The organism is Gemmatimonadota bacterium (assembly GCA_026702745.1).
Lineage (GTDB): Bacteria > JAAXHH01 > JAAXHH01 > JAAXHH01 > JAAXHH01 > JAAXHH01.
In genome coordinates this window covers 66,063-90,521 of sequence record JAPPBT010000065.1, presented here as the reverse complement: position 1 = coordinate 90,521, position 24,459 = coordinate 66,063, and the positions used below count along the sequence as shown (strand labels likewise).

The following is a 24,459-nucleotide window of genomic DNA, read 5'->3' as shown; positions in this document are numbered from 1 at the left end:
TCCGGTGCGACGACCGTCAGGGCTTCCGTTCTCCGCGGTGTCGGCACCACATCTGCTAGGGCGCCCTCCACACGATCCCGACATGAAGCCCCACGTCGGGGGTGTTCTGGTACTGGCTGAGGTTTTCGGTCAGTCCGGCATCGAGCGACAGCGACTCCGACAGGGCGTACCGCACGCCGGCGGTCGCCTCAATGGCCGTGCGATTCAAGGGGCCCAGCCTGCTGCTGGGAAAGGGGCCGATGTTGACCTGCGTCTGGAGCAACGCCGCGAGCCGGCCCGTGGTCCGGTATTCGAAGGCCAGCACGAGCGTCGTGATGGACCGCAGGGGGAATCCCTCGCCGTGGGTCGGTCTCCCCAGCCGGCTGTGGGCGAGGTTGGCATGGAAGATCATATCCCGCTTCGGCCGGTCCGGCCGCCAGGTTGCGAATAACGCCGCCTGGAAATCCCATCCCCCGCTTCCGGTCAGCGTTTCCAGGCTGCCCGTGGGCAGCTTCAAGGCGCCGGCAAGAGCCATGACGACCCGCCCTCCACCTCGGTTCAACGGCGTCTTCATCCGCACTACGAGGTCTCCGGGCCGAAAGCCGGCGGACTCCACGCTCCTGATCCAGAAACGGCGGTCCCGCACGACGAATACGCCATAGTCGTTTTGGGGGGCCCACTCCCTTCCCCCGTTGGACAGGTTGAACGCACCGTGGAACCCCTCTACCACCCCGTCCAGGAAACCCCCGCCATGCTTCAGAAAAGGAAGCGTCATGCCGACCTGCAGCCTCGACGCGATCCGCCAGTCCAGATCCACCGACAGGCGCAGGGACTCCGTGTCCACGAAAAGCCGGTACTCGTCTGCCGGCGCGGCCCGGTAGTAGTCGTCGGCGATCAGGGTATCGCCCACGGGAAGGGTGCTCGCATAGGTATTGGCGTAGTCGAACTGCGCCGCCCACTGGACCGATCTCCGCGGCAGGAGGTCCCCGGTCTCGGGACGCAGTCCGAGGAACAACATTCTGACGGGGAACTGGTCGCGCTGCATGAAGGGGCCGGTGGCCGGGGACTGGGGAAAGGCGGGATACGCGGGGAAGGCAAGCATCAACAGACCGCAGAAAACCGCCCGGTGCATCATACGGGCCGCGTTCGGCATACGGGCCGCGTTCGGCATGCGCTTTTTCATACGGTTTCTGTGTAAAGGAAACCCGGCCATGCGACGCTCCAGCCCTGGGGGATCCGTATCGGGGGTACTTAGCCCAGGTAGGCCAGCGTCTGGCCCGCGATTACCTGGACGCCGGGGTTTATGGAGACATGGGTCACGGTTCCGGCGACGTCGGCGGTGACCTCCATTTCCATCTTCATGGCTTCCAGGACCACGATGACGTCTCCTTCCTCGACGGCCTGTCCGGGCGTGACCGCCACCTTGAGCACTTTTCCGGGGATCGGGGCGATGACCGGCGTGGTCCCGGCGCGTTCCGCCGCCTCTGTCGCGGCCTCGGACATGTCGGGTTGCAGGTCGACGTCATAGGCCTTGCCGTTCACGATCGCCGTCTTCCCTTCGATCCGCAGCGCATAACTCCGGCCGTTGACGGTCACCTGGTATCCGCGGGGCCCGTTCGTCGTGGCCATCGCGTCCTCCTCCAGCACCTCCTGGTCGGCCGGAGACTTTTTGCGGACGCCGATGAACCCTTCGCCCTTGAGGAAGGCCAGCCCCCGCTCGCCGCATGCCGCGACGATGAAGATGTTCTCGTCCGTATCCTCTATCCCGGCTTCTTTCAGCACGCTGCGCGCTGCCTCGACACCCTTCTTCGGATCGTTGTCGTTGAGTTCCAGCACCGGCCGCCGGTTGGGCGGCAGGCCGAGTTGCTCCGAGGCGATGTTCACGACCACCGGGTCCGGGGGCACGGGCGTCCGGCCGAAATAGCCCAGCACCATCCTGCCGTAGTCTTCCGCGATCTTCTTCCAGGGCCCCATCATCACGTTGTTGAAAGCCTGCTGGAAGTAGAACTGGGAAACGGGCGTGACGGACGTGCCGTACCCGCCCTTCTCCACGACCTCGCTCATGGCCTTGATGATGGCCGGATAGCGGTCCATGATCCCGTTGTCCCGGAGCATCTGCGTGTTGGCGGTCAGGGCGCCGCCCGGCATGGGGCTCCAGGGGAGCAAGGGTTCGACGGCCACGGCCTCGGGCGGCAGGAAATAGTCCTCCATGCATTCCTTAAGGATCTCCGCCGCTTCCCGCACGCCGTCCGGGTCGATGTCCAGGTCGTAGTCCGTTCCCCGGAGCGCGTGCCACATGACGAGGATGTCGGGCTGGGAAGTCCCGCCCGATACCGGCGCGAAGGCCAGGTCGATGGCGTCTGCGCCGGCTTCGAGCGCCGCCTGGTACGCCGCGACGGAGATGCCGGCCGTGTCGTGAGTGTGGTAATGGATCCAGGTCCCCTCGGGCAGCAGCTTCCGGGCGGCCTTGACGGATTCATACACCTTGGAGGGCACGGCCGTGCCCGACGCGTCCTTGAAACACACCGAGTCGAAGGGGATATCGGCGTCGAGGATCTTCCTGAACGTGTCCGTGTAGAACGCCGCGTCGTGGGCGCCCGCACAGCCCGGGGGCAGTTCCATGACGGTGACGCATACCTGGTGCCTGAGACCGGCCTCCGTGATGCACCGGCCGCTGTGCACGAGGTTCTCCACGTCGTTCAGGGCGTCGAAGTTCCGGATGGTCGTCATGCCGTGCTTCTTGAACAACTCGGCATGCAGCCGGATGATGTCGCTGGGTTGCGAATCCAGCCCGACCACGTTCACGCCCCGGGACAGGGTCTGCAGGTTGGCGTCCGGGCCCACCGCCTCCCGGATGGCGTCCATCCGCTCGAAGGCATCCTCGTTGCAGTAGAAATAAGGCGACTGGAACAGGGCCCCGCCTCCGGCCTCGAAATAGTCGATCCCCGCATCCCGCGCCGCTTCCACGGCGGGCATGAAGTCGCGGGTAAAGACGCGCGCGCCGTAAACGGACTGGAATCCGTCGCGGAACGTGGTGCACATGAAATGGACTTTTTTCTTCACTTTGGTTCCCTCGTTCTAAGGGTTCGATGTATTCAACGCACTTAACCGCCCACCAGGACAGACCAGAGTATGCCCGCGGCGATGGCGGAGCCGAGGACACCCGCCACGTTGGGCGCCATGGCGTGAAACAACAGGAAATTCCGCGGGTCTTCGCGATGGGCTTCCACCTGGACCACCCGCGCCGCCATGGGCACGGCGGAGACGCCCGCCGCACCGATCAGCGGGTTGATCTTGTCTTTGACGAAGAGGTTCATGAACTTGGCGAAGAGCACGCCGCCGGACGTCGCGATGCAGAAGGCGACCACGCCCAGGGTGAAAATGAAGAGCGATTCCAGCGTAAGGAACGCCGAGGCCTGCGTGCTGGCGCCGACGGAGAATCCCAGGAGGATGGTGACGATGTCGATCATCGAGGTCCGCGCCGTATTGGCCAGCCGTTCGGTGACGCCGCATTCCTTGAGCAGGTTGCCGAAGAAGAGCATGCCCACGAGCACGATCGAATCCGGCGCGATCATCGCGGCGATGATAAAGGCGACGATGGGGAAGAGGATCTTCTCCCGCTGCGAGACCGCCCGGGGCGGCGCCATGCGGATCAGCCGTTCCTGCCGCGTGGTGAAGAGCCGCATGATGGGCGGCTGGATAATGGGCACCAGGGCCATGTAGGAATAGGACGCGATGGCGATCATGGAAAGCAGGTGAGGCGCAAGTTTCGATGACAGGAAAATGGCCGTGGGACCGTCCGCACCGCCGATGATGGCGATGGCGCCCGACTCGGCGGGCGTAAAACCGATGGCCATGGCGCCGAGGAGGGTCAGGAAGATACCGATTTGCGCGGCGGCGCCCAGGAGGACGAGCCGCGGGTTGGACAGCATGGCCGAGAAATCGGTCATGGCCCCGATGCCCAGGAAGATCAGGGGCGGGAAGACGCCTTCCCTGACGCCGAAGTAGATATAGTAGAGGACGCTTCCTTCATCGTATACCCCATGGCCTTCCCCTCCCATCATGGGGATGTTGCCCAGCATGATGCCGAAACCGATGGGCACCAGGAGCAGCGGCTCGTAACGGCGGACGATCGCCAACACGATCATGACCATGCCGATCAGGATCATCACGGCATGTCCCCACGTCGCCGCGGCCAGACCGGAAGCCGACAGAAAGTCGTACAGTATCGTCATTTAGTCCGTCCGCATGGCCTGGTTATCGATGGTTGTTCTTCTTGTCGAGCACGTACCCGACCGCTGCGGCCACGGCTTCGTCGTCTTGCGGGGCATCCGTACCGGTGGGGTTGTCCGGATGTTCAGGGCGCGTGCCCCCCAGCGCCGCCACGACCCTGGGTAGCATGGCAATGCTGAAGCTGATCGTGGCGAGGGCCAGGAACACGATGAACATGCCCGTAAAGGCGACTTCGAGACCCTGGCCTTCCAGGATTCGTTGCCATCCGGTGTACAGGGGATTGGACATTAGCCCTTTGACAGAATCCACGGTGACGTTAGATATTACCGATGGTTCAAGTAAAGGACGAGGCACGCTGCGGGCAAGGGATTTATGCCGGATCGAAAGAGGCAGGAAAGGCACCCGTCCGGGGCTTAGGCCGGCGACCTGAACGCGGGATACTTTCATGAGTGCAGACAAGCGGAACGCCACGTACGCACTGGCCGCGGGCCGCATCTGGGACGGCGTTTCCGACGAGACGCGAAGCGGCGTGGCCGTCGTGGTGAAGGACCGCCTCATCGACGCGGTCCTGCCCGTCTCCGAAGTCCCCGCCGGCATGGAGACCGCGGCCCTGCCGGAATGTACGCTCCTGCCGGGGCTGATGGACGCCCACGTGCACTATAGTTCCGTCATGGGACCGGCATTCCTGGCCGCCGGGGTAACCACGATCCGCGACGTGGGCAACGACCTGGGTTGGATCCTGGAGGAGCGCGAGCGCCACGCGGTAGACCTTTCCGCCGGTCCCGCCATCCTGTGCTGCGGACACCTGCTCGACGGGCCCATAGTCTACTGGCCCCAATTAGGACGCGCCCACGGCACACCCGGCGAGATCGCCGATTCGGTCCGGCGGCACGTGGAAGCCGGGGTGGACCAGATCAAGCTGTACGCGGGCGTGGAACCCCCGCTGCTGAAGGCGGCCGTTGATGCCGCCCACGCATCGGGCAAATTCGTGGTAGCCCATCTGCAGTCGACCACCGCGGAAGAGGCCGCGCGGCTCGGGCTGGATGAATTCGAGCACCTGGCCGGGTGCGGAGTGGCCTGGCGCGCGGCGTCCGAGGCGGAGGACGATCTCGTGATCGACCTGCTCCTGGAACGGGACGTGATCATCGACCCGACCCTGGTGGTCTGGGACCGGCTCGGCCGCGTCCTGGACCGGCCCTTCCACCACGACACCCGAAGGGCCTGGGTCCACCCTCGCCACCTGGATATATGGCAGCGGTATCTCGGCCGTTTCGGTCCGCCGGAATACCGGTTGAGATACCAGGGCGCAATGTCGCACCTGAAGCGGTTCCTGCGCCGGGCCCATCAGCGGGGGGTGACCGTTGCGCTGGGCACGGACACGCCCTTCCCCCACCTCGTGCCCGGCATGAGCGTGCATGACGAACTCGTCATGTACACGGACGCCGGCATCCCGGCCGTGGACGCGCTGCGATCGGCCACTTCGATCAACGCCCGGGTGCTCGGCATCGACGGCCGGACCGGTTCGATCCGGCCGGGACTGCGGGCCGACCTGGTGGCGGTCCGGGGGAACCCCCTTGAACGGATCGAGGATATCGAAAACGTACAATGCACCGTGCGCGAAGGACGGCGGTTCGAGCCGTCCGCCCTGATGCGGGACTTCAGGACGACCATCGACCGGGAGCCAGACGGCGCGGTCACCCGGGATCTGCTGGACTACGTCGACGGCAAACTGGTGAATCGGCCGGGCTCATGAAACGCATGATCAAGAACATTCTTTTCTGTCTAATCGTTTCTGCCGCCACCGCGGCCATTCCCGCGGCCGGGGTTAGCACGCTGCTGTCGATGACCGGGATCATCGAGGACGACCGGGCGCTGATCTGGATTTTCCTGGCCCTCGCCATACCCATTTTCGTTATTGCCTACATGCGCGTTACGAGAAACCCGGGCAACTGAGCAGGAGCGAACGAGACGGGACGCGGCACCGGACGAACAAGACCGGACGCGACGGAACGAGCGCCACAGGTCGGGACGGATTTTAAAAAACGGACCCCCCACTCCATGGAGGACGGCTACATGACACAAGAGACGCGGGCGGCGACGCTGGGCGGTGGTTGCTTCTGGTGCCTGGAAGCGATCTACCAGCAGATCAGGGGTGTGACGAGCGTGGTGTCGGGCTATGCCGGCGGCAGCGTCGACAACCCGGATTACAAGTCCGTATGCACCGGCGCCACGGGTCATGCCGAGGTCGTGCGGATCACCTTCGATCCGGCCGTGATCGGTTACGCGGACCTCCTGCACATCTTCTGGCGCATACACGACCCGACTACGCTCAACCGCCAGGGCGGGGATGTCGGCACACAGTACCGTTCGATCATCCTCTACCACGATGACGAACAGAAGCGCGCGGCCGAGTATTCGAGGACGGAAGCCGACGCGTCGGACCTGTGGAGCGCGGCGATCGTTACGGAGATCGAACCCCTCGAGGTTTTTTATGAGGCCGAAGCATACCATCACGACTACTATCGCAACAATCCACGACAACCCTACTGTTTCATGGTCATCGACCCGAAGGTGGACAAGTTCAGAAAGTCCTTCCAGCACATGCTTTCCTGATCCAGTGTCGTGCGGACCGCAGCAGAGTCCGCAGCCGAAGGAGCGCTATCCCGTGCGCGTGGGCATTCTCTCGCTGATCCACGAATCCAATACGTTCAGCCACACGCCGACGACCCTCGACCTGTTTCGTCGGGACGGGATCCTGACGGGCGAGGCCGTCGCCGATCATTTCAGGGGTGGATTCCACGAGATCAGCGGCTTCCTGGAGGGACTGGACGACGCCGGCATCGACGCCGTGCCGCTGTTCTACGCATCCACCCCGCCGTCCGGCCGGATCACGCGGGACACCTGCGACGCGCTGATCGAGATGATGTTCGCGCAGCTCGCGGGCGCGGGGCCGCTCGACGGCCTGCTGGTCGCTCCCCACGGCGCCAATGCCGGCGAGGGGGCGGACTACCACGACCTGGACGGGTGCTGGCTGACCCGGCTGCGCGGTGAGTTGGGCCCGGACCTTCCGGTCATATGCACCATCGATCCCCACGCCAATCTCTCCCGGCGCATGGTCGAGGCCTGCGACGCCACCATCGCCTACCGCACCAACCCGCACCTGGACCAGAAGCAGCGGGGCCTGGAGGCCGCTACGCTCATGGCCCGGACACTGCGCGGAGAAGTCCGACCCGTGCAGGCCGCGGCTTTTCCGCCGGTGGCCATCGGCATCGAGCGCCAGGACACTTCCTCACCGCCCTGCCGGCCCCTTTACCACAAGGCGGATGCGTGGCTGGAGGCAGCCGGCGTCCTTTCCAACAGTATCGTCCTCGGGTTCCCCTACGCGGACGTGCCGGAGATGGGTTCGGCCTTCATTGCCGTGACCGACGGCGACGCCGGTCTGGCCCGGCGCATCGCGGATGATCTCGCGGAATACCTGGTGGCGCACCGGGACGAGTTCGTCGGCGAGTTCATTTCCATCCCCGAGGCTGTCGATGCTGCCCTGGACGGCGAGGGGACCGTGTGCCTGCTCGACATGGGCGACAACGTGGGCGGCGGTTCGGCGGCGGACGGCACGCTCATTGCCCACGAGGTATTGAGGCGCGGGGAGGTGAAGACCTTCCTCTGCCTGTACGACCCCGGGTCCGTCGAACGGGCCGTTGCCGCCGGCGTGGGCGCGAGGCTCACGCTGGACATGGGCGGCAAGACGGACGACCGTCACGGACCGCCCATCCGAACCGAAGTGCGGGTACAGGGGATCCACGAGGGACATTTCACCGAATCGGCTGTTCGACACGGGGGCAAGACCGAGTTCTACATGGGCCGTACCGCGGTGGTGACCACGGACAGCGGACTGACCGTGAGCCTGACGTCGCTGCGGACGGTGCCGGTCAGCCTGGGCATGATGACCAGCATCGGCCTGGACCCCGCCGACTTCCACGTGCTCATCGCCAAGGGGGTGCACGCGCCCACTGCGGCCTACGCCCCCGTGAGCAAGCGGCTGATCCGGGTGGACACGCCCGGCGCCACGACCGCGGACATGCGGCGATTCGACTTCCGGTACCGCCGGCGGCCGCTCTATCCCTTCGAAGAATGATCCTGCGGGGCCTCGCCGAACCAGCACTCGCGCGACCGTCGAAGGGGCCGTCGCGAGGCCGTTGCGGCAGTCATGGTGGCAGCCGTCGAAGTGTCCCGTATGACTTGACAGTAATTGCCCCGTTGTTTATGGTCTTGTCGCAATCCGAGCGTAAACCTGAAACAGCCGGTGCAGGACCAGCCGGTCCACCGATTCCTGGATCAGGCAGCGGCGCATTTTGACCGCGGCGTACTTAGGCAGCGGCGTACTTAGGCAGCGGCGTACTTAGGCAGCGGCGTACAAGGAGTGACCCGGTGAATACTCTCGACCAATATCTGGATCAACTGGAGCGGGACGGTTTCGTGCTCATCAAGGGCGCCCTGTCTCCGGAAGAAACCGAGCAGGTGCGGTCCCGCATATTCCACGCGAAGGAGCAGGGATGGGAGGAAGGGCTCAACGCGGTCGGGAACATGTGGTTCGACAGCCTGCTGGACCGGGAGCCCGACGTCTTCGCCCCGCTCGTGGGCCATCCGAGCGTGGCGCCATTGCTCTACGCCATGATGGGCAAGCAGTGCCAGCTCCGCAGTTTCCGGGCGCACATCAACCCCGGCGCCTACACCCAGGAATGGCACATGGACTTCTACGGCTACTGGAACGAGAAGCGGGAGACGGAAAAACGCCGGCTGGCCGTGCAGCCCAGCAGCGTGAACACGACCTTCTACTTCCAGGACAACGTCCCCGGCCAGGGCAATCTCCGCTTCGTCAAGAACGGCCACCTCTCCGAGCCGCCCCACCTGTATCCCCGGATCGACCACGTCGCGTTCGAAGAGTGGTGCTACGCGCAGGAACACGTCGTGCTGCACCCCATGGCCGGAGACGCGGTCGTCTTCCTCAGCCACATCCCCCACCAGGGCGCCAAGGAAGACGACGACATGGAACGGTGCAACGTAGTCTGCCATTACCAGACCTGTCCGATGTACGAAGGCGTGTGGTACGTCTCCAGTCCCCGTCCCTTCAAGGGGTCCTTCCCCTTTCACGAGACGGCGCCGGCGGGTATGAATTGAGCTTCTCGACAAAATCCGTTGACACGGCGAATACCGCCCCTTAGAATACGTGCGGCGTTGTTAAGTTGAATTAATGCAAAGGGATAGCGTCCTTTGCGTACCGGTGTCCCGATGGCCGGGTGGAGGCCTTCATGACCACCACCAAGAAAGAACTGGTGGAACTGATCAGCAAGCGCCTGGGGCTCAAAAAGGAACAGGTGTTTCCCGTGGTCGACCAGACGTTCGTGGCCATGCGGGACTCCCTGATCGAGGGAGACCGGATCGAAATCAGGGGATTCGGGGTATTCGAAGTCAAGGACACGAAAGCCCGTACATCCGCGCGCAATCCCCGCACAAGCGATATCGTTTACGTCCCGGCCGGAAAGAAGACCCGTTTCAAACCCGGAAAACTGTTGAAAGAAGCGCTGCGGGTCCCCTTGGATGAGTGAAAAAAGGGCGGACCGCAGCACCCCCGCCATCCTGTCGACTTCCATCCTGACGACTTGTAGTAAACACGCCCGCCTGTATCAGTTTCGATGGCTGTTGTGCCTGTGTCCGTTGCATGCCGCGCAACCGGCTCCTGACGGCCTATCTCGAACCGGATCTGGAGGATGAAGCGCGCTTCCTGCTGGGGCGGGCAGGAAAATGCCTCGAAGCCGCGGGACGCACCGTCGAGGCTGGTTTCGCGTACCAGCGGCTGATCAAACGGAATCCCGATTCAACCGAGGCAAACCGCGCCCGGGTGGAGAGACCCCTGCTCGAATAACGTCGGGCCCGGGTGGAGAGGTCCCTGCTCGAGAAGGGTCGCGTACGGCGCTACCGGGCCGCCTTGAAGTATACGGAGAAATCCGGCGCGATGTCGATGCGCTTCGCCCTGTCCGGCAATGCATACTCGAAGGTCTGACGCTTCTGGGTATTCCAGATCTCCCGGACGATCCGGTCGCCGTTTTCCAGCTCGATGACCAGGGGCACGATGGCATGAAACACACGGCCCTCCTGTTCCTGCATCAGCTGCCCGCGTACCGTGAACCCCTTGCCGGCCCCTTCGCTGCTGGTGAAATACATCCGGTAGACCGGATAGCCCGTGTCCCGGATCCACTGGTCGAAGAACCAGCCCATCTCCCGGCCCGTTTCCCTTTCCACCGCGGCCTCGAAGTCCGCCGTCGTAACCAGCTTGCCCGCGTATTGCCGGCAGAACCGCGAGAGCACGTTCATGAAGTGCTCGTCACCAATAGTACGCCGCAACATGTGGAGTACCAGGGCGCCCTTCTCGTAGACGACCGCCTGGTAATGCTCACCGAGCCGCATGCCCAGGTCGATCGCACCGTGCCGGTCAGCGAACAGCGCCTGGTCCGTGTGCCGTTTCAGCATCTCGCGGAACGCATCGGGACCGGCCTCGCTTTCGATGTACAGGTCGGCCGCGTACGTCGCCATGGCCTCCGATAGCCAGGCGTCGCGGTACGTCTTCGGGACCACGTCGCCGCCCCACCACTGGTGGGCGAGTTCGTGGGCCAGGAACCCGCGGAAGAGGTGCTGCACTTCCGTGTACATGTGGGCGTGCAGGTTCGCTTCCAGTCGGAAGGCATCCTGGAAGTACAGTCCCCACAGCATCAGCATCGACGGCAGGGCTCGTCCGAATGCATAGTCGTCCGGCATCTGGACGATATCGAGCTTTTCGTAGGGGTAGGGACCGAAGACGCCGCCGAAGTAGTCCAGCGCGGGGCCGATGTGCGTGAGGATCCGCGCCGTGTTCGATTCGGCCGGGCGCCAGTCTTCGTCCACGCTGAGGATCACGTCGATGCCGCCCGCGGAGACCGTGAGGGTACGGTTCTCGGAGACCGTCATACCCAGCGACGACACGGGCCGCGTCCGCCGCCAGCGTGTGACGCGCGTATCTTCCTCCACCTGGCTGGCCACGTGGGCGCCGACCGTCGCCACGGTCAGCTTTTCCGGATAGCGCAGTTCCATGTCGAAGGTGTACAGATCCTCGTTGGAATGAACGGGAAGCCACTGCTGGTTGGTCATCAGGCCGAATAAGTCGCCGCCGTTTCGGAAGACGTCGCCCTCGTACCAGAGCGTCAGCGTGGTGGTGTTGTCTCTCGGCACCGACCGCTGGAACGGGACCGTGAGCCAGGCGCCCTGGCGGGTGAACAGCGCGCCGTCTCCGCCGGCGTCGTCCACGCGGTAGACTTCCAGATCCGGATTCAGCGTGAAAGTCGCCGCGGTGAGGGGGTCCGAACGGGCCGTGATTTCCAGGGTCGTCTTCATGTGCATGCGCCTTCCGCCACGCTCCAGGGATCCCACGATATCGTAGTGGTCGAGGGACAGCAGCGGACCCCGGACCGTCTCTTCTTCTGAGGCGCGGCCGGCCCGGACGGTGCGGCCGGACGGTCCCTCCGGCCCCGGCGAGAAACGGCACCAGACCACAGGGGGACTGATGTCCGGATTCCTGGGGAAACCGCTCTTCTGGACCAGGCTGACCGATTCCGATTCATAGGGGCTGTTCGTATAGACGAGCCACCGGTCCGATTCCGCGAGATCGATCTCTGCCTGCAGGAAGTCCGGATGCGTGTGGGCGAGGGAGAAGCGTTCCCGGGCGGGCCGCATGTCCAGCAGGTAATCCCGGTCGACGCGGTTCAGCAGGGCTTTTGCCCGGTCGAATGCCCGCCCGCCCCCGACGCGCGAAAGCGCCACGCCTTCCACCAGGCGCTCATATCCCTCGGGCGCCAGGACCAGCACCACCCGGTCGAACCGCGTCGTATAGATATCACCGGCAGTACGGGCGTACTTGTTCATCTGGTGACGCTCGACGTGGTCCTGAGGCGTAAAGGTGAATCGCCCCGCGCCCACGAGGACCGCACGCCCGATCCGGTCTCCGGAGAACCCGGGCATCAGCAGGCCGTCTTCGATCTCGAATGTCCCGGCGGGCCGCTCGATCGTCAGGTGGTCGAAAGCGTAGACCTCGTCCTCGCGCAGGGAGAACCGGAAGCCGAGGTGGGCCGTCAGCAAAGGCTTGAACCGTTCGGCTATCCATCCGTCCCCATGCCGCTCGAAATGGACGTCCCACAGTTCGGCCGAAAGCCGCTCATCCTCTTCGAAAAAAACGTTTAGCCGTACTTCAGGGCGGGCGAGGTAGCTGTCCAACGCGTGACGCTTCCTCAGCCTGATCCTGGCACCGCCGTACCGTTCGGCCAGGGAGGGACCGCCATCGTCGAGGACCTCTTCGAGGGGGTTTTCGCCAATCCGCCGGCCATTCAGCTGCTGGTACAACTCCGCCAGGGCCGCTTCGATGGACGGGCCCGGGATGCTGGGACGGTCTACGGTCGACGGACCCTCGCTCGCAAGTTCGTCGATCTCGGCGTCTGCTGGATGCGGGGTATCGGCTGAGCGGTCGACGACCGCCGGACCATCGATAGCCTGGGGATGCGGTGCCGCCGCGCGGGCGCTTGTGGTATCGGATGCGAGGGAAAAGAGATTGAACAGCAGGCCCGACAGGAGGGCGGGCAACAACGGGGACTTCGGACGTGGCGGGATGGCGATCATGACCGTTTCCTGAACGCGGAATGCATGTCCCTAGTCCATCGAATCCCGGATTTCTATCAGGCTGGACCGCAACCACTGGATGAGTTCGGATTGGGAGGAGGAATCGGCCGTGCGGGCATTCCGCGCGCCAGCGGCCGCTTGCTCTGCGCCAGGGGCCGACTGCTCGTCGGCGGCGGCCTGTGTTACGCCGGGGGCCGCTTGCTCGCCAGGGGCCGCTTGCTCGCCGGGGGCTGCCAGCTCCGTGCTAGTCGTCGCCTGTCCCCCGGGATCCGCTTTCACAGTGCCGGGCGCTGCCTTCTCCACGGCGCCGGAGGCGCGTTCCGCGGTTCGGCCCGCCTTCTCCGCGCCCCGGTTCGCCGCGGCTTCCTGAAGCTTCTTCCGGGCGCCGGCGATCGTGTAACCTTCGTCCCGGGTGAGCTGCTTGATCCTGCGGATGAGCTCGATGTCTTTCTCCCGGTACATCCGCTTGCCGGCGCGGTTCCGCTTGATGCGAAGCTGGCCGAACTGGTCTTCCCAGAACCGGAGTACGGACGGCTCGAGTTCGAGCATGGTCGAGACTTCGCTGCTGGAATAATACAGCTTGCTCATCGTTTCCCTTCCCGACCGCGGATCAGCACGCGAATGGGCGAACCCTCGAATACGAAGGCTTCCCGGAGCCGGTTCGACAGATACCGCCTATACGAATCCGGGATCGCGTCCGGGTGATTCACGAAAAACACGAAGGTGGGCGGCGCGTTCTGCACCTGCGTGCAGTAAAGGATGCTGGTCGCCCGCCCGTCCGGCGCGGCCGGGGGCGGATAGTAGGACGTGATGCTTTCCACGACGCGGTTCAGCTCGCCGGTGGATACCCGGAGTGAACACATTTCGTGGACGTGCCGCGTCTTCTGCATGATCTGGGTCACCCCGCGGCGGGTCTCGGCCGAAACGAACAGAATCGGCGCGTAGTCGGCGAACCGGAGGTACTCCCTGGCCGTCTGGGCGTAGGCCTCGGTCGGATGCTCGGTCCGGTCCACCAGGTCCCACTTGTTGAAGGCGATGACCAGCCCCTTCCCGGCCTCGTCCACCTGCGAGACGATCCGCTGCTCCTGCGTGGCCAGGCCGTCGACGGCGTCCACCAGGAGTACCGCCACGTCGCAGCGCGCTATGCTCCGCATCGTCCGCGTCAAACTGTAGAACTCGATGTCGCTTCTAATGCGGGACCGGCGCCGGAGGCCGGCCGTATCGATCAGGTTGTACTTCACGCCCTGCCGGGTGATTTTCGTGTCCACCGAGTCCCGCGTAGTGCCGGGGACGTCGGAGACGATCACCGTGTCCCTGCCCACGATGGCGTTGACCAGGGACGATTTACCCACGTTGGGTCGGCCCACGATCGCCACCTTGATCGCGCCGTCTTCCTCCTCCTCGACGGGCTCGGGTTCGGGCATCCGCTCCGCCAGCAGGTCCATCAGGTCGCCCGTGTTGCGTCCCTTCAGGGCGGAGATCATCATGGGCTCGCCCAGCCCCAGGGCGCCGAACTCGTAGGCGTGGTTCTCCTGGGCGCCGCTGTCCACCTTGTTGGCGACGACGATGACCTGCTTGCCGGCCTTGCGGACGACTTCGGCAGCCTTCTGGTCCAGGGGCGTGATGCCCGTGCGGACGTCCGTGACCAGCAGGATCACGTCGGCTTCGCTGACGGCCAGCCGGGCCTGCTGCTCGATGGCCGCCTCCATGGGCTCATCGGATTCCGGGACCAGGCCGCCTGTGTCCACCACGGTGAATTTCTTCCCGAACCAGTCCGCGTCGGCGTAGTGCCGGTCCCGCGTGATGCCCGGTGCGTCGTGCACGATGGCGTCTCGCCGGCCGATCATCCGGTTGAACAGCACCGACTTGCCCACGTTGGGGCGTCCTATGATGGCGATGACAGGGGACATGTTGCCTTACCGTTCGTATGCTCCTCCCAGCCCCGGAAGTTCCCGCACGTGGCCGGGAAAGAGTTCCACCGGCACCCCGATCCGCTCGCTCAGGCCGGGCAGGTTCATGTCGTCCAGCAGCAGGCCGTCGTCGTTCAGCACATTCGGCGGAAGGTACACGCGGTCGCCCGTTTCCTCGTCCTTCAGCGCGCGGAGGATGTCCCGGCCGGTCAGCAGTCCCGACACCGTAATCCCCGGGCCGAAGAACGTGTTCTCCGCCACAACCAGCTTCGCTTCTACGTGTTCCACCCGGTTCAGGGGATCCACGAGCGACATCCGGACCACGTCCTTTGCCAGTTCGGCCGTGACCAGCGTCGTCCGGAGCGGTTCGGACGCCTTATCGGGAAGCGAACGCATCTGTTCGCCCATTTCGGTTTCGAACTGCGTGACCATGCCGACGCCGTTCTCCACGACGGGGCAGTCCTCGTAGAAGGACGGCGGAGGAAAGGGCGTGGAAGACATCAGGTACCATTCGTCGGACAGATACACCAGCGGATGCCCGAGCCGTTCGCGGAGTTCCTCCTGCCATGCGCCGACCGTATCGATCATGCGCCGGGCGTAATCCACGGTGACCGGTTCGAGGTGATACAGTCCCTGGCGGTGCGAGGTAAGGCCGACGGGCACAATGGAGATAGACTCTACCGCGGGATACAGTTCGGCCAGGTCGTCCACGGTCTGCCGCAGCGCTGGGCCGTCGTTGAGTTCGGGACAGAGGACGATCTGCGTCTCGATCAGGATGCCTCCGTCCGCCAGCCGCCGGAGGATGGGCATGACGTCCTTCGCCTTGGGCGCGCCCAGCAGCATCCGGCGCAGTTCCGGGTCCGTGGCGTGGACCGACACGTAGATCGGACTCAGGCGCTGCACGATGATCCGGTCGAGGTACGCGTCGGAGGCGAAGGCCAGCGTCACGTAGTTGCCGTAGAGAAACGTGAGGCGCACGTCCTCGTCCTGGAAGTATACGGCCTTGCGCATGCCCTTCGGATTCTGGTGGATGAAGCAGAACACGCATTTGTTCGCGCAGGCCTGGTAGGGCGGCTCGTGTAGAGACAGGCCGAGGTCTTCATCCGGATCCTTCTCCACGTCGATCAGCACCCGGTTTCCATTGGCCTGGAGAATGTCGAGCTCCAACACGTCTTCGCTGGACCAGAACCGGTAGTCGAGGGAATCCCTGACCCGGGCCTGGTTGATCCGGATCAACCGGTCTCCGGGGACCAGGCCGACATGATCCGCGATGCTGTCCGGACGCACCTGTTCTATCCGCATATCACCTAACACTTTGAAATATCAGTGACAACAAAGCGTCATCACAAGCAATCGTTTAGGTATCTCCATTTAACGAATTGCGACCCTTGGAAATATAGAGAATCGGACCCTTGCTGTCAAGAGGATTGGCGCGTTCCGAAGCCCGTGGATGGCGAGCCTGGGAACCCGTGGATGGTGCGCCTGAATGCCTGCATGCGAAGGGTGCCGACAACCGGAAAACGTAGCCGACCGGACGCGGACTTTTCGCTTGCCCGCGGCGCCGCCGTCGGACTATATTGGATAAGTTGACCCGCAAGACGGAACTGCGGGTGTAAGCGTATGATTTTACAATCTTTACAGGCCATTGCGCGGTACTGCACAATCGGCGAACTGCGTCTGTTATCAGCGTTTCGCCTTCTTCCGGCGCCGCGCCTGTGACCGGTGCCGCACCAGTTATCGTCGCCGCGCCTGTTTTTAAATCGGAGAATCCCGGGGAAACACCGATGCCTCCCAAAACCATGTACGAGAAGGTCTGGGACCAACACGTCGTCAGGGAGATGCCCGACGGGCTCACCGTCCTGTACATCGACGCCCACCTGATCCACGAGGTGACCTCTCCGCAGGCTTTCGAAGGGCTGCGGGCCGCGGGCCGGAAGCTCAGGCGGCCCGACCTGACCTACGCCACGATGGACCACAACGTGCCCACCACCGACCGCTCCCTGCCCATGACCGACGAGATCGCGCGCCTGCAGGTGGACATGCTGGCCCGGAATTGCGAGGCGTTCGGCGTGCCCCTGTACGATCTCGACTCGCCCCGTAACGGGATCGTCCACGTGATCGGTCCGGAACTGGGCATCACGCAGCCGGGCAGGACCATGGTCTGCGGCGACAGCCACACGTCCACCCACGGCGCCTTCGGCGCGCTGGCCTTCGGAATCGGCACGAGCGAGGTCGAGCACGTCATGGCCACGCAGTGCCTTCTCCAGAAGCGCTCCCGGACCTTCGAGATCCGCGTGGACGGCGTGTTGAGCGAAGGGGTGACGGCCAAGGACATCATCCTGAACATCATCCGCCGCACCGGTACGGCCGGGGGCACGGGCACGGTCATCGAGTACGCGGGCAGCACGATCCGCGGTCTTACGATGGACGAACGGATGACGATCTGCAACATGTCCATCGAACTGGGCGCCCGGGCCGGCCTCATCGCGCCGGACGACACGACCTTCGAGTACCTGGCAGGGCGGGAGTTCGCTCCGGAAGGCGCTATGTTCGACCGGGCCGTGACGGAGTGGCGAACGCTGGCCACCGACGACGGGGCCGAATTCGACGAACGGCTTGCGCTGAAGGCGGACGAGATCGTGCCCCAGGTGTCGTGGGGCACCAACCCCGGCATGGTGACGGACGTGACCGGCGTCGTGCCCGACCCCGGCGGGATGGACAGCGAGAACGACCGTCGCGCGGCCGAAAAGGCCCTCTCCTACATGGCGCTCGAACCCAACACGTCGATCACGGATATCGAGATCGACCGCGTCTTCATAGGCAGCTGTACCAATTCCCGGTTGAGCGACCTGCGGGCGGCCGCGGACGTCATCAAGGGCCGCCGCGTATCGCCGCGGGTGACCGCCCTGGTGGTGCCCGGGTCCCACGCGGTCAAGCAGCAGGCCGAGGCCGAGGGACTGGACCGTGTGTTCCTGGAGGCCGGCTTCGAATGGCGCGAGGCCGGTTGCAGCATGTGCCTGGGCATGAACCCGGACATCCTGCAGCCCGGCGAGCGGTGCGCCAGCACCTCGAACCGCAATTTCGAAGGCCGGCAGGGCCGCAACGGACGCACGCACCTGGTCAGTCCGGCCATGGCCGCGGCGGCCGCCGTCGCCGGCCATTTCGTCGACGTGAGAGACTGGTAAGGCAAACCGAAACGGCGCCAATCGAAAACGACGCCAACCGGAAACGGAGCATGGCATGGCGGAACCCTTTACCACGCACTCTGGCCTGGCCGTCCCGCTCGACCGGATCAACGTGGACACGGACCAGATCATCCCCAAGCAGTTCCTGAAACGGATCGAGCGCACGGGCTTCGGCCAGTTCCTGTTCTACGACTGGCGGTTCAAGGGCGACGGCTCGCCCGATTCCGGTTTCGTGCTCAACGAAGACCGCTTCCGGGACGCCACGATCCTGGTAACCGGGGACAACTTCGGCTGCGGGAGTTCCCGCGAGCACGCGCCCTGGGCCCTGCAGGACTTCGGCTTTCGCGTGATCATCGCGCCGTCCTTCGCGGACATCTTCTACAACAACTGCTTCAAGAACGGACTGCTTCCCGTCGTGCTGCCCGGCGATACCGTGCGCCGCATGCTCCGGAACGCGGCGGAACAGCACCCCTATTCCGTCTCGGTGGACCTCGAACGGCAGGTCGTCACCGAGCCCGGCGGCGCGTCCCACCCCTTCGAGGTCGACCCCTTCCTCAAGCACTTCATCCTGGAGGGTCTGGACGAAATCGGCTGGACCCTGCAATTCGAGGACGACATAGCGGCGTATGAACGTACCCAGTGTACCGGTTGACCAACTGCTCGCGCTGTCCAAGGCCAGCGACGAAATGTCGCGCAGCGTGTTTCACCGGGACCGTAACGCCACCCTGCGCTCGGTGACCCGGTGCGTCTACGACCTGCTCGACGCCGAGTACTGCGGCATCTTCCTGGTGCCTGACGACGCGCCCCACGAACTGGAACTGACGGCGCAGTACTCCGATCTGTCCGGCCACGGCGATCCGCCGCCCGTCCGCCTGCGGATCCACAGTGCCGCGAAGGGCGGCATGACCGGCCACATCGCCGACCAGGGGGACGTGGTACGCCTGCGCGGGACGCAGATCACCGAGAGTCCCTTCTATACCGCGGAAGACCGAGAGTACCTGGCGAGCAAGCAGTTGCAGTCCCTCCTCGCCATTCCCCTCAAGGACCATAAGAACGTCGTCCTGGGACTCGTCAAGGTGGAGAACAAAAAGTCGCCGGACGGCCCGAACGGTTCGGGCTGTCCGCTCTCGAGAGACGGCTTCGATGAAGCGGACGAATACATTGCCCGGATCCTGGCCAACAAGATCGTCATCGTCCTGGAGCATCTGAGAACGGTCTCCGTCAATCGCGACCTGGTGCACGCCATCCACACGACCCGCGACCGCTCGTCCATGCTCGAGGAGATCCTCTATCGCAGCCGGGCGCTGGTTCGGTGCGACCGGGGTGACTTCATCTCCTGGAACGAGACGCTGGGCGACCTGGTCATCGCCGCCCAACTGGGAGAGGCCACTTTCCCGGAGGGCAGTCCCGTCCCCACACCCAGCATCGTGCGCCGTCTCTGGGACGATCCATCCTTGACCGAGATTCGCATCCCCGACGTGTCGGCCGACCCGGACTATCGCGCCATGGACGGCCGGACGAAGTGCCAGATCGCGGTCAAGCTCCAGTTCGAGGGCCGGCGTATCGGCATCCTGAGCGTGGAATCCTACGAGGTGGACGCCTTTGACGATCACGACCTTGAGATGCTGCACTGGCTCGCCCATTACGCGGCAATCGCCTACCAGGTCGTCGGGCGGGAAGCCCAGTTCAGGGGGATCGTGCAGCGCCTGGTCGAACACTCTCCGCCCCGCGACGAGATCCTGAACCGGATTCTCGTCAGCGTTCGGTCGATCTATGGGTTTACGGACGGCATCATCTACATCGTCGACTACACGGACCGGATGCTCCACTGCCTGTCCTATATCGGTTGCGAGGGTTTCGACGGCGACCTTTCCCGCCTGAGCTTCCGTTTCGACGAACAGGCGCTGGCGACCAGGGCGTTCCGGGAACGAAAAGGCTATCTCTGCATGGATCCGCAGTCGGATCCCCAGATCAGTCCCCGCGCCCTGCGCATACTGAAATTCGACGTGCCCATCGTCGTCATGCCGCTGCTCTACGATCAGAAAGTCGTGGGCGTATTCACCTTGTGGAGCCAGAGCGGGCAGGTCGCCCCCGGCGAGCGCCATCTGGCCGAAATGGAGCCCTTTGCGCGGCTGGCCGCCGCGAACATCGCGCTGTCGGAGACCGAACGGCACCGCAGCACGGTTTTGGAATCCATCCAGGAGATCCTGACCCTGATGCAGACCGAGTTGTCCAGGGAGAAGAACTTGCGCCTCATTCTCCACGGCGTGCAGATGGCCGGCTTCGACCGGGTGCGCATATTCGCAGTCGACGAAACGGGGGAAAAACTCGTCGGCATCGATTCGGTCGGCATGGACGACCCGGACGATTTCACAGGCTATACGATCATCATCAAGGACAATCCATACACGGAATCCGTGGCCAGGCAATCCAGGACCAGGCCCTCGGCATGCTGGTTCGACCCCGCCGATTCCGCGTCTCTTGGCCGCTCTCCAGACGCCGCGGCGCTGGGCAAGGACGACGACCTGCCCTGGCTGGCCGTGCCGCTGGTCATCGCGGGACAGTTCTACGGTCTGATCGGCGCGGACAATATGCGGACCCGGCACGATATCACCCCGGACCACCTGGAATTCATGACCGTCATCGGCGCACTGGCGGCGCAGGTCATCGCAAACTCCCAGACCGTGGAACTCCTGCGCGACCGTACCCGTGCCGAGGCGCGCAGCGAACTTGCCCAGCGGACGCTGCACGCGCTGAAAACTCCGGCGATGGCCACGCAGATCTTCCTGAGGCACCTCAACCAGACGATACGCGACAAGACGCCCGATAACGGCCAGGCGGGGGAACTCATGAGCAAGATCCGGGGCCAGATAGACCGTATCGCCGCGATCGCCGAAGATATGCAGCGCCTGACCAAGCTGACCCTCACGCCGAAGCGAAGGGTGGACATCAACGACGTCGTGCGGCGCACGGTCATGGACGGCCTGATCGGCGAGGCGTGCCAGGCGGAATTCGATTTCGCGGATCCGCCGCCCTTTGTCGAAGTCAACGTGGAGGAGATCGATCAGGTGATAACCGAACTGACCGGCAATGCCTGGAAGGTCATGGAGTACAGCGGACGCATTCACGTTTCCACGCGGCTCGGCCTCGCTTCGCAATACCCCCGGCTGATCCGCCGGGGAAACGGCCAGTATGTACTGATCAACATCCGCGACACGGGGCCCGGAATCCCGGAATCCGTGCGCAAGGAGCTTTTCAGTGCCGGCGTGTCGACTACCGGCGGATCCGGTCTCGGGCTGTATGCCATACGGACCATCGCCGAGGAGCACCAGGGCGAAGTCTGGCTCGAGGATACCGGTCCGCACGGCGCCACCTTCACCTTCGCTCTGCCCCTGGCGTACTGAGTCGGTTCCGACCGCCGAACGGGCGACACTCTTTGACGAGTTAAGTCGGTGCCGACTGCCGAACGGGCAAAACGCTTTGACGGTCTGAGTGTGTTATGGCCAAACCCCTCGTACTCCTCCTCGATGACGACCCCGCCATCACCGACGCCGTTTCCCTCGACCTGGAACCGGATTTCGACGTGATCTGCGCCGGCGGCGTGGACGAAGGCGTGGACCGGATCGGCAACGCACGCGGCGCCGTCGACGTGGCGGTGATCGACATGTGGATCGAAACGGACCGGGAAGGCGGACTCGAAGCGATCCGGCGCATCCGGGCCCTCGAGTCTCCGCCGGAATGCGTCGTGCTGACCGCGTACGGGACCCAGCCCAATATCGTCAACTGCATGGAAGCGGGCGCTTTCAGCTACGTGGAGAAATCGGGCCGCGCCGACGACACCACCGGTCTCCTGGTCACGGCCATCAAACGGGCGCTGGAGACGCGCCATCTGAAACAGCTCGAGGCGGCACAGGAGCAGATCAAGGCGGACGAGCGCCTCAAGCAGGATATCCAGCGCGCCTACGAGATCCAGCGTTCCATGCTGCCCCAGGAGGACCTTCAGCACGCCGGCATGCAGTTCACCGGCTACTGCCGTCCGGCCGAGAACGTGGGGGGCGACTACTACGACTATTTCGTATTGCCCGACGAGCGGGTCGGCCTGCTGATCGGCGACGTCACCGGCCACGGGTTCAACGCGAGCCTGATCATGGCCATGGCCCGCAGTTGCCGGGCCACCCAGACCCGGATCGACCCGGACGTCGCCCCGGTCATGGACGCCCTCAACCGGATCGTGCAGACGACCGGTCCCGACTGGCTGTTCATGACGGCCTGCTACCTGGTGATCGATCCGGACGCACAGCGGTACGCTTACGCCAACGCAGGCCATCACTTTCCCCTTCACTACCGTGCGGACACGCACACGGCCGAGCCCCTGGAGTCCACCGGCCCCCTGCTGGGGATCGACGCCGACACGACCTTCGAGGCCGTGGAACGGCCGTGGAGCCCGGGCGACGCCCTGGTCCTGTTTTCGGACGGGATCGTCGAAGCGGAGAACGCCACCGAAGAAACCTTCGGCGAAGACCGCCTGCGGGAGGTCGTGGAGTCCCACGGACACCGGCCGCCGTCGGACCTGAAGCAGCAGATCATCGATGCCGTCGAGGCGTTCAGCCAGGGCGTGCCGTTTGTGGACGACGTGACGCTCCTGGTGGCCAAGCTCTAAAATCTACGTAGCGCGTTGCCGCCGGGGTGCACGCGGGACCTTACGCCGAGTATTACATTTTGAAGATCATCGAAGAACCCTTGACTATGCTGGCCGAACACGGCCGTGTACCCATCGCCTACGAGGTGAGATCCCGTTTCCGGGCCGACCCGGCGGACGGCGGCCTGGGGGGTATCGCGCTGGTGGAAGAACCGGAGGATCCCCCTTACGTCAAGGACTACGATCAGACCTCCGAAGAAGGGCCTGCCCGGTGGCCCGCGCGGTGGCTCGACCGGTGGGACACATCGGCGTGGGGATTGCTCGCAGCCTACGACGGTTCCCGGCGGGTGGGCGGCGCGTTGCTGGCCCGTCGCACGCCGAACGTGAACATGCTGGAAGGGCGGGACGACCTCCTGGTACTGTGGGACCTGCGCGTCCACCCCGACCATCGCGGGACCGGCGTGGGACGGCAGCTTTTCGAAGCCACGGTGGATTGGGGACGACGCCACGGTTGTGTCGAGATCAAGATCGAAACCCAGAATACCAACGTGCCCGCGTGCCGGTTCTATGCCCGCCAGGGGTGCCGCCTGGGCGCCATCATTTCCAACGTCTACGAGGAGTTCCCCGACGAGCTTCAGTTGATCTGGCGCATGCCGCTGTGACGGGCATTTCCGCCTTGCGTCCGGGTTTCGCCGGCTTATAATGAAGAATATCCGGCAGGCCGGGATGTCTCGCGGCAACGAACCATCCTGTGCGCTTCATTCTGCAGTAACGATACGCGGTGCGTCGCTCCCCGTATCGGTTACCGGCATATCAATTGTACAATTGTACAATTAGCACGTTAGTCTGAAACGATCACAGACGACAACCGCAACAGAAACGCCGGAGCACGCCATGCGTCCCACGCCACTGACCCCATCCCAGCGCCGTAGCTTCGAGGAGGACGGCTACCTCGTCGTCCCGGGCGCGCTGGACCCTGCGCAGATCGAAGCGCTCACAGAGACGGGCGACCGGCTCATGGAAGGCTTCGAGTATCCCGACTACTACGCCCACCGCCGTCCCGGTCTCGTGCAGGAACAGCCCTTTCTGGACCTCGTAACGAACGAGCGCACGGTCCCGCTGATCGTGGCGCTGCTCGGTTTCAACATCCACATCACGAATACCGCGCTCATCTACAAGCACCCGGAGGCGCCCGGCGATACCGGCCAGGTCAACTGGCACCGCGACGTGGGCGTTTCGCTGGACGTGGGCCACGTGGTGCTTCCCTTCGTCGGCCTGAAGATCGGCTACTGCCTGACGGAATTTCCCGAACCGGACACGGGGGCGACCATGTTCGTCCGCGGCAGCAACAACATGAAGTCCGCGCTGCCGATACGAAAGGGCCAGATCCATCCGGACGAATACGTGCAGCCGGTCCTTCGGGCAGGCGACGCCTTCCTCTTCGAAAACCGGACCTACCACGCAGCCGGACTGAACTTCGCCAAACAGATCGCCAAAGTTGTCATCTACGGTTACCACTACCGCTGGATCAAGCCGGACCACTACATGCGGTTCCACAACGGCGTGCCGCAGCCCGATGCCGGCCTGCTCGCTGATACCGACGACATCGGACGCCAGTTGCTGGGCGCCACCGTGGACTCCGAAGGTCGCGAGGCGCCCGACGGCATCGACTGGCCCATCCGGGAATGGGCCGAGCGGCACGGACTCGACGTGGCGCAGCACACCCATACTATAGAAGCCTGATCGGAAGCCCGATCAAAAGCCCGATCTGTGGCCTGATCGGTGGCCTGATCACTAGCCCGGTTGAAAACCG

General features: G+C 64.3%; 21 protein-coding genes. 13 read left to right on the top strand and 8 right to left on the bottom strand.

From position 1 onward, the window contains the following. Positions 1-55: 55 nt before the first annotated feature. The 4 genes from OXH56_10525 to OXH56_10510 all read right to left on the bottom strand — a co-directional run bounded on the left by OXH56_10525 (position 56) and on the right by OXH56_10510 (position 4,500). Positions 56-1,162 carry a DUF3187 family protein gene (locus tag OXH56_10525; protein MCY3555744.1) on the bottom strand — a complete coding sequence of 369 codons (1,107 nt, stop codon included), beginning with the start codon at positions 1,160-1,162 and terminating at the stop codon, positions 56-58. 68 nt (positions 1,163-1,230) lie between these two features. After that, complete coding sequence (locus OXH56_10520) at positions 1,231-3,021, bottom strand: biotin/lipoyl-binding protein (protein ID MCY3555743.1); 1,791 nt, start codon at positions 3,019-3,021, stop codon at positions 1,231-1,233. A gap of 62 nt (positions 3,022-3,083) precedes the next feature. Then, positions 3,084-4,214, bottom strand: a complete 1,131-nt coding sequence (locus tag OXH56_10515) for a sodium ion-translocating decarboxylase subunit beta (protein ID MCY3555742.1) — start codon at positions 4,212-4,214, stop codon at positions 3,084-3,086. 22 nt (positions 4,215-4,236) lie between these two features. Further along, positions 4,237-4,500, bottom strand: a complete 264-nt coding sequence (locus OXH56_10510; GenBank protein ID MCY3555741.1) for an OadG family protein — start codon at positions 4,498-4,500, stop codon at positions 4,237-4,239. A gap of 157 nt (positions 4,501-4,657) precedes the next feature. On the opposite strand from OXH56_10510, the gene OXH56_10505 reads away from it, so the two are divergent. The 7 genes from OXH56_10505 (at position 4,658) to OXH56_10475 (ending at position 10,135) form a co-directional block, all read left to right on the top strand. Further along, on the top strand, positions 4,658-5,965 hold the full coding sequence (locus OXH56_10505; GenBank protein MCY3555740.1) for an amidohydrolase family protein: 1,308 nt from the start codon (positions 4,658-4,660) through the stop codon (positions 5,963-5,965). Next, positions 5,962-6,165 (top strand): hypothetical protein, encoded by a 204-nt coding sequence (locus OXH56_10500; GenBank protein MCY3555739.1) that lies wholly within the window; start codon positions 5,962-5,964, stop codon positions 6,163-6,165. The genes OXH56_10505 and OXH56_10500 overlap by 4 nt, the downstream gene beginning before the upstream one ends. 120 nt (positions 6,166-6,285) lie before the next feature. After that, on the top strand, positions 6,286-6,825 hold the full coding sequence (gene msrA, locus OXH56_10495; protein ID MCY3555738.1) for a peptide-methionine (S)-S-oxide reductase MsrA: 540 nt from the start codon (positions 6,286-6,288) through the stop codon (positions 6,823-6,825). Between the two features lie 52 nt (positions 6,826-6,877). Then, the gene (locus tag OXH56_10490; GenBank protein ID MCY3555737.1) at positions 6,878-8,347 is read left to right on the top strand and encodes a M81 family metallopeptidase; all 1,470 of its coding nucleotides are present in this window, start codon (positions 6,878-6,880) and stop codon (positions 8,345-8,347) included. A 293-nt stretch (positions 8,348-8,640) separates the two neighbouring features. Then, the gene (locus OXH56_10485; protein MCY3555736.1) at positions 8,641-9,390 is read left to right on the top strand and encodes a phytanoyl-CoA dioxygenase family protein; all 750 of its coding nucleotides are present in this window, start codon (positions 8,641-8,643) and stop codon (positions 9,388-9,390) included. Positions 9,391-9,521: 131 nt separating this feature from the next. After that, entirely contained in the window at positions 9,522-9,818 is a 297-nt protein-coding gene (locus tag OXH56_10480; GenBank protein ID MCY3555735.1) for an integration host factor subunit beta, read from the top strand. Between the two features lie 113 nt (positions 9,819-9,931). Beyond that, a complete protein-coding gene (locus OXH56_10475; protein ID MCY3555734.1) occupies positions 9,932-10,135 on the top strand; it encodes a tetratricopeptide repeat protein in 204 nt (67 codons plus the stop codon). Positions 10,136-10,185: 50 nt separating this feature from the next. Here OXH56_10475 and OXH56_10470 read toward each other — a convergent pair whose 3' ends face one another. Genes OXH56_10470 through OXH56_10455 form a run of 4 tightly spaced genes read right to left on the bottom strand, consistent with a single transcriptional unit; the run spans position 10,186 to position 16,124 of the window. After that, on the bottom strand, positions 10,186-12,912 hold the full coding sequence (locus OXH56_10470; GenBank protein ID MCY3555733.1) for a M1 family aminopeptidase: 2,727 nt from the start codon (positions 12,910-12,912) through the stop codon (positions 10,186-10,188). A 30-nt stretch (positions 12,913-12,942) separates the two neighbouring features. Further along, entirely contained in the window at positions 12,943-13,500 is a 558-nt protein-coding gene (locus OXH56_10465) for a MerR family transcriptional regulator (GenBank protein MCY3555732.1), read from the bottom strand. Then, positions 13,497-14,822 (bottom strand): ribosome biogenesis GTPase Der, encoded by a 1,326-nt coding sequence (der, locus tag OXH56_10460; protein ID MCY3555731.1) that lies wholly within the window; start codon positions 14,820-14,822, stop codon positions 13,497-13,499. The genes OXH56_10465 and der overlap by 4 nt, the downstream gene beginning before the upstream one ends. A gap of 6 nt (positions 14,823-14,828) precedes the next feature. After that, entirely contained in the window at positions 14,829-16,124 is a 1,296-nt protein-coding gene (locus tag OXH56_10455; protein MCY3555730.1) for a DUF512 domain-containing protein, read from the bottom strand. A gap of 482 nt (positions 16,125-16,606) precedes the next feature. Here OXH56_10455 and leuC point away from each other — a divergent pair, with 482 nt between their 5' ends. The 6 genes from leuC to OXH56_10425 all read left to right on the top strand — a co-directional run bounded on the left by leuC (position 16,607) and on the right by OXH56_10425 (position 24,389). Further along, a complete protein-coding gene (gene leuC / locus OXH56_10450; protein ID MCY3555729.1) occupies positions 16,607-18,007 on the top strand; it encodes a 3-isopropylmalate dehydratase large subunit in 1,401 nt (466 codons plus the stop codon). Positions 18,008-18,062: 55 nt separating this feature from the next. Then, positions 18,063-18,659 (top strand): 3-isopropylmalate dehydratase small subunit, encoded by a 597-nt coding sequence (gene leuD / locus OXH56_10445; GenBank protein MCY3555728.1) that lies wholly within the window; start codon positions 18,063-18,065, stop codon positions 18,657-18,659. Next, positions 18,634-21,411 carry a GAF domain-containing protein gene (locus tag OXH56_10440; protein ID MCY3555727.1) on the top strand — a complete coding sequence of 926 codons (2,778 nt, stop codon included), beginning with the start codon at positions 18,634-18,636 and terminating at the stop codon, positions 21,409-21,411. Before leuD ends, OXH56_10440 begins: the two co-directional genes overlap by 26 nt. A gap of 95 nt (positions 21,412-21,506) precedes the next feature. After that, the gene (locus OXH56_10435) at positions 21,507-22,667 is read left to right on the top strand and encodes a SpoIIE family protein phosphatase (GenBank protein ID MCY3555726.1); all 1,161 of its coding nucleotides are present in this window, start codon (positions 21,507-21,509) and stop codon (positions 22,665-22,667) included. Between the two features lie 59 nt (positions 22,668-22,726). Continuing rightward, entirely contained in the window at positions 22,727-23,308 is a 582-nt protein-coding gene (locus OXH56_10430; GenBank protein MCY3555725.1) for a GNAT family N-acetyltransferase, read from the top strand. Positions 23,309-23,540: 232 nt separating this feature from the next. Further along, on the top strand, positions 23,541-24,389 hold the full coding sequence (locus OXH56_10425; protein MCY3555724.1) for a phytanoyl-CoA dioxygenase family protein: 849 nt from the start codon (positions 23,541-23,543) through the stop codon (positions 24,387-24,389). The last annotated feature ends 70 nt before the right edge of the window (positions 24,390-24,459 follow it).

Bases quoted from the DNA above. Each gene is read 5' to 3' on its own strand.
- OXH56_10525 (MCY3555744.1), bottom strand. From the start codon at position 1,162: ATGAAAAAGCGCATGCCGAACGCGGCCCGTATGCCGAACGCGGCCCGT.
- OXH56_10520 (MCY3555743.1), bottom strand. From the start codon at position 3,021: ATGTGCACCACGTTCCGCGACGGATTCCAGTCCGTTTACGGCGCGCGC.
- OXH56_10515 (MCY3555742.1), bottom strand. From the start codon at position 4,214: ATGACGATACTGTACGACTTTCTGTCGGCTTCCGGTCTGGCCGCGGCG.
- OXH56_10510 (MCY3555741.1), bottom strand. From the start codon at position 4,500: ATGTCCAATCCCCTGTACACCGGATGGCAACGAATCCTGGAAGGCCAG.
- OXH56_10505 (MCY3555740.1), top strand. From the start codon at position 4,658: ATGAGTGCAGACAAGCGGAACGCCACGTACGCACTGGCCGCGGGCCGC.
- OXH56_10500 (MCY3555739.1), top strand. From the start codon at position 5,962: ATGAAACGCATGATCAAGAACATTCTTTTCTGTCTAATCGTTTCTGCC.
- msrA (MCY3555738.1), top strand. From the start codon at position 6,286: ATGACACAAGAGACGCGGGCGGCGACGCTGGGCGGTGGTTGCTTCTGG.
- OXH56_10480 (MCY3555735.1), top strand. From the start codon at position 9,522: ATGACCACCACCAAGAAAGAACTGGTGGAACTGATCAGCAAGCGCCTG.
- OXH56_10475 (MCY3555734.1), top strand. From the start codon at position 9,932: ATGCCGCGCAACCGGCTCCTGACGGCCTATCTCGAACCGGATCTGGAG.
- OXH56_10470 (MCY3555733.1), bottom strand. From the start codon at position 12,912: ATGATCGCCATCCCGCCACGTCCGAAGTCCCCGTTGTTGCCCGCCCTC.
- OXH56_10465 (MCY3555732.1), bottom strand. From the start codon at position 13,500: ATGAGCAAGCTGTATTATTCCAGCAGCGAAGTCTCGACCATGCTCGAA.
- der (MCY3555731.1), bottom strand. From the start codon at position 14,822: ATGTCCCCTGTCATCGCCATCATAGGACGCCCCAACGTGGGCAAGTCG.
- OXH56_10455 (MCY3555730.1), bottom strand. From the start codon at position 16,124: ATGCGGATAGAACAGGTGCGTCCGGACAGCATCGCGGATCATGTCGGC.
- leuC (MCY3555729.1), top strand. From the start codon at position 16,607: ATGCCTCCCAAAACCATGTACGAGAAGGTCTGGGACCAACACGTCGTC.
- leuD (MCY3555728.1), top strand. From the start codon at position 18,063: ATGGCGGAACCCTTTACCACGCACTCTGGCCTGGCCGTCCCGCTCGAC.
- OXH56_10440 (MCY3555727.1), top strand. From the start codon at position 18,634: ATGAACGTACCCAGTGTACCGGTTGACCAACTGCTCGCGCTGTCCAAG.
- OXH56_10435 (MCY3555726.1), top strand. From the start codon at position 21,507: ATGGCCAAACCCCTCGTACTCCTCCTCGATGACGACCCCGCCATCACC.
- OXH56_10425 (MCY3555724.1), top strand. From the start codon at position 23,541: ATGCGTCCCACGCCACTGACCCCATCCCAGCGCCGTAGCTTCGAGGAG.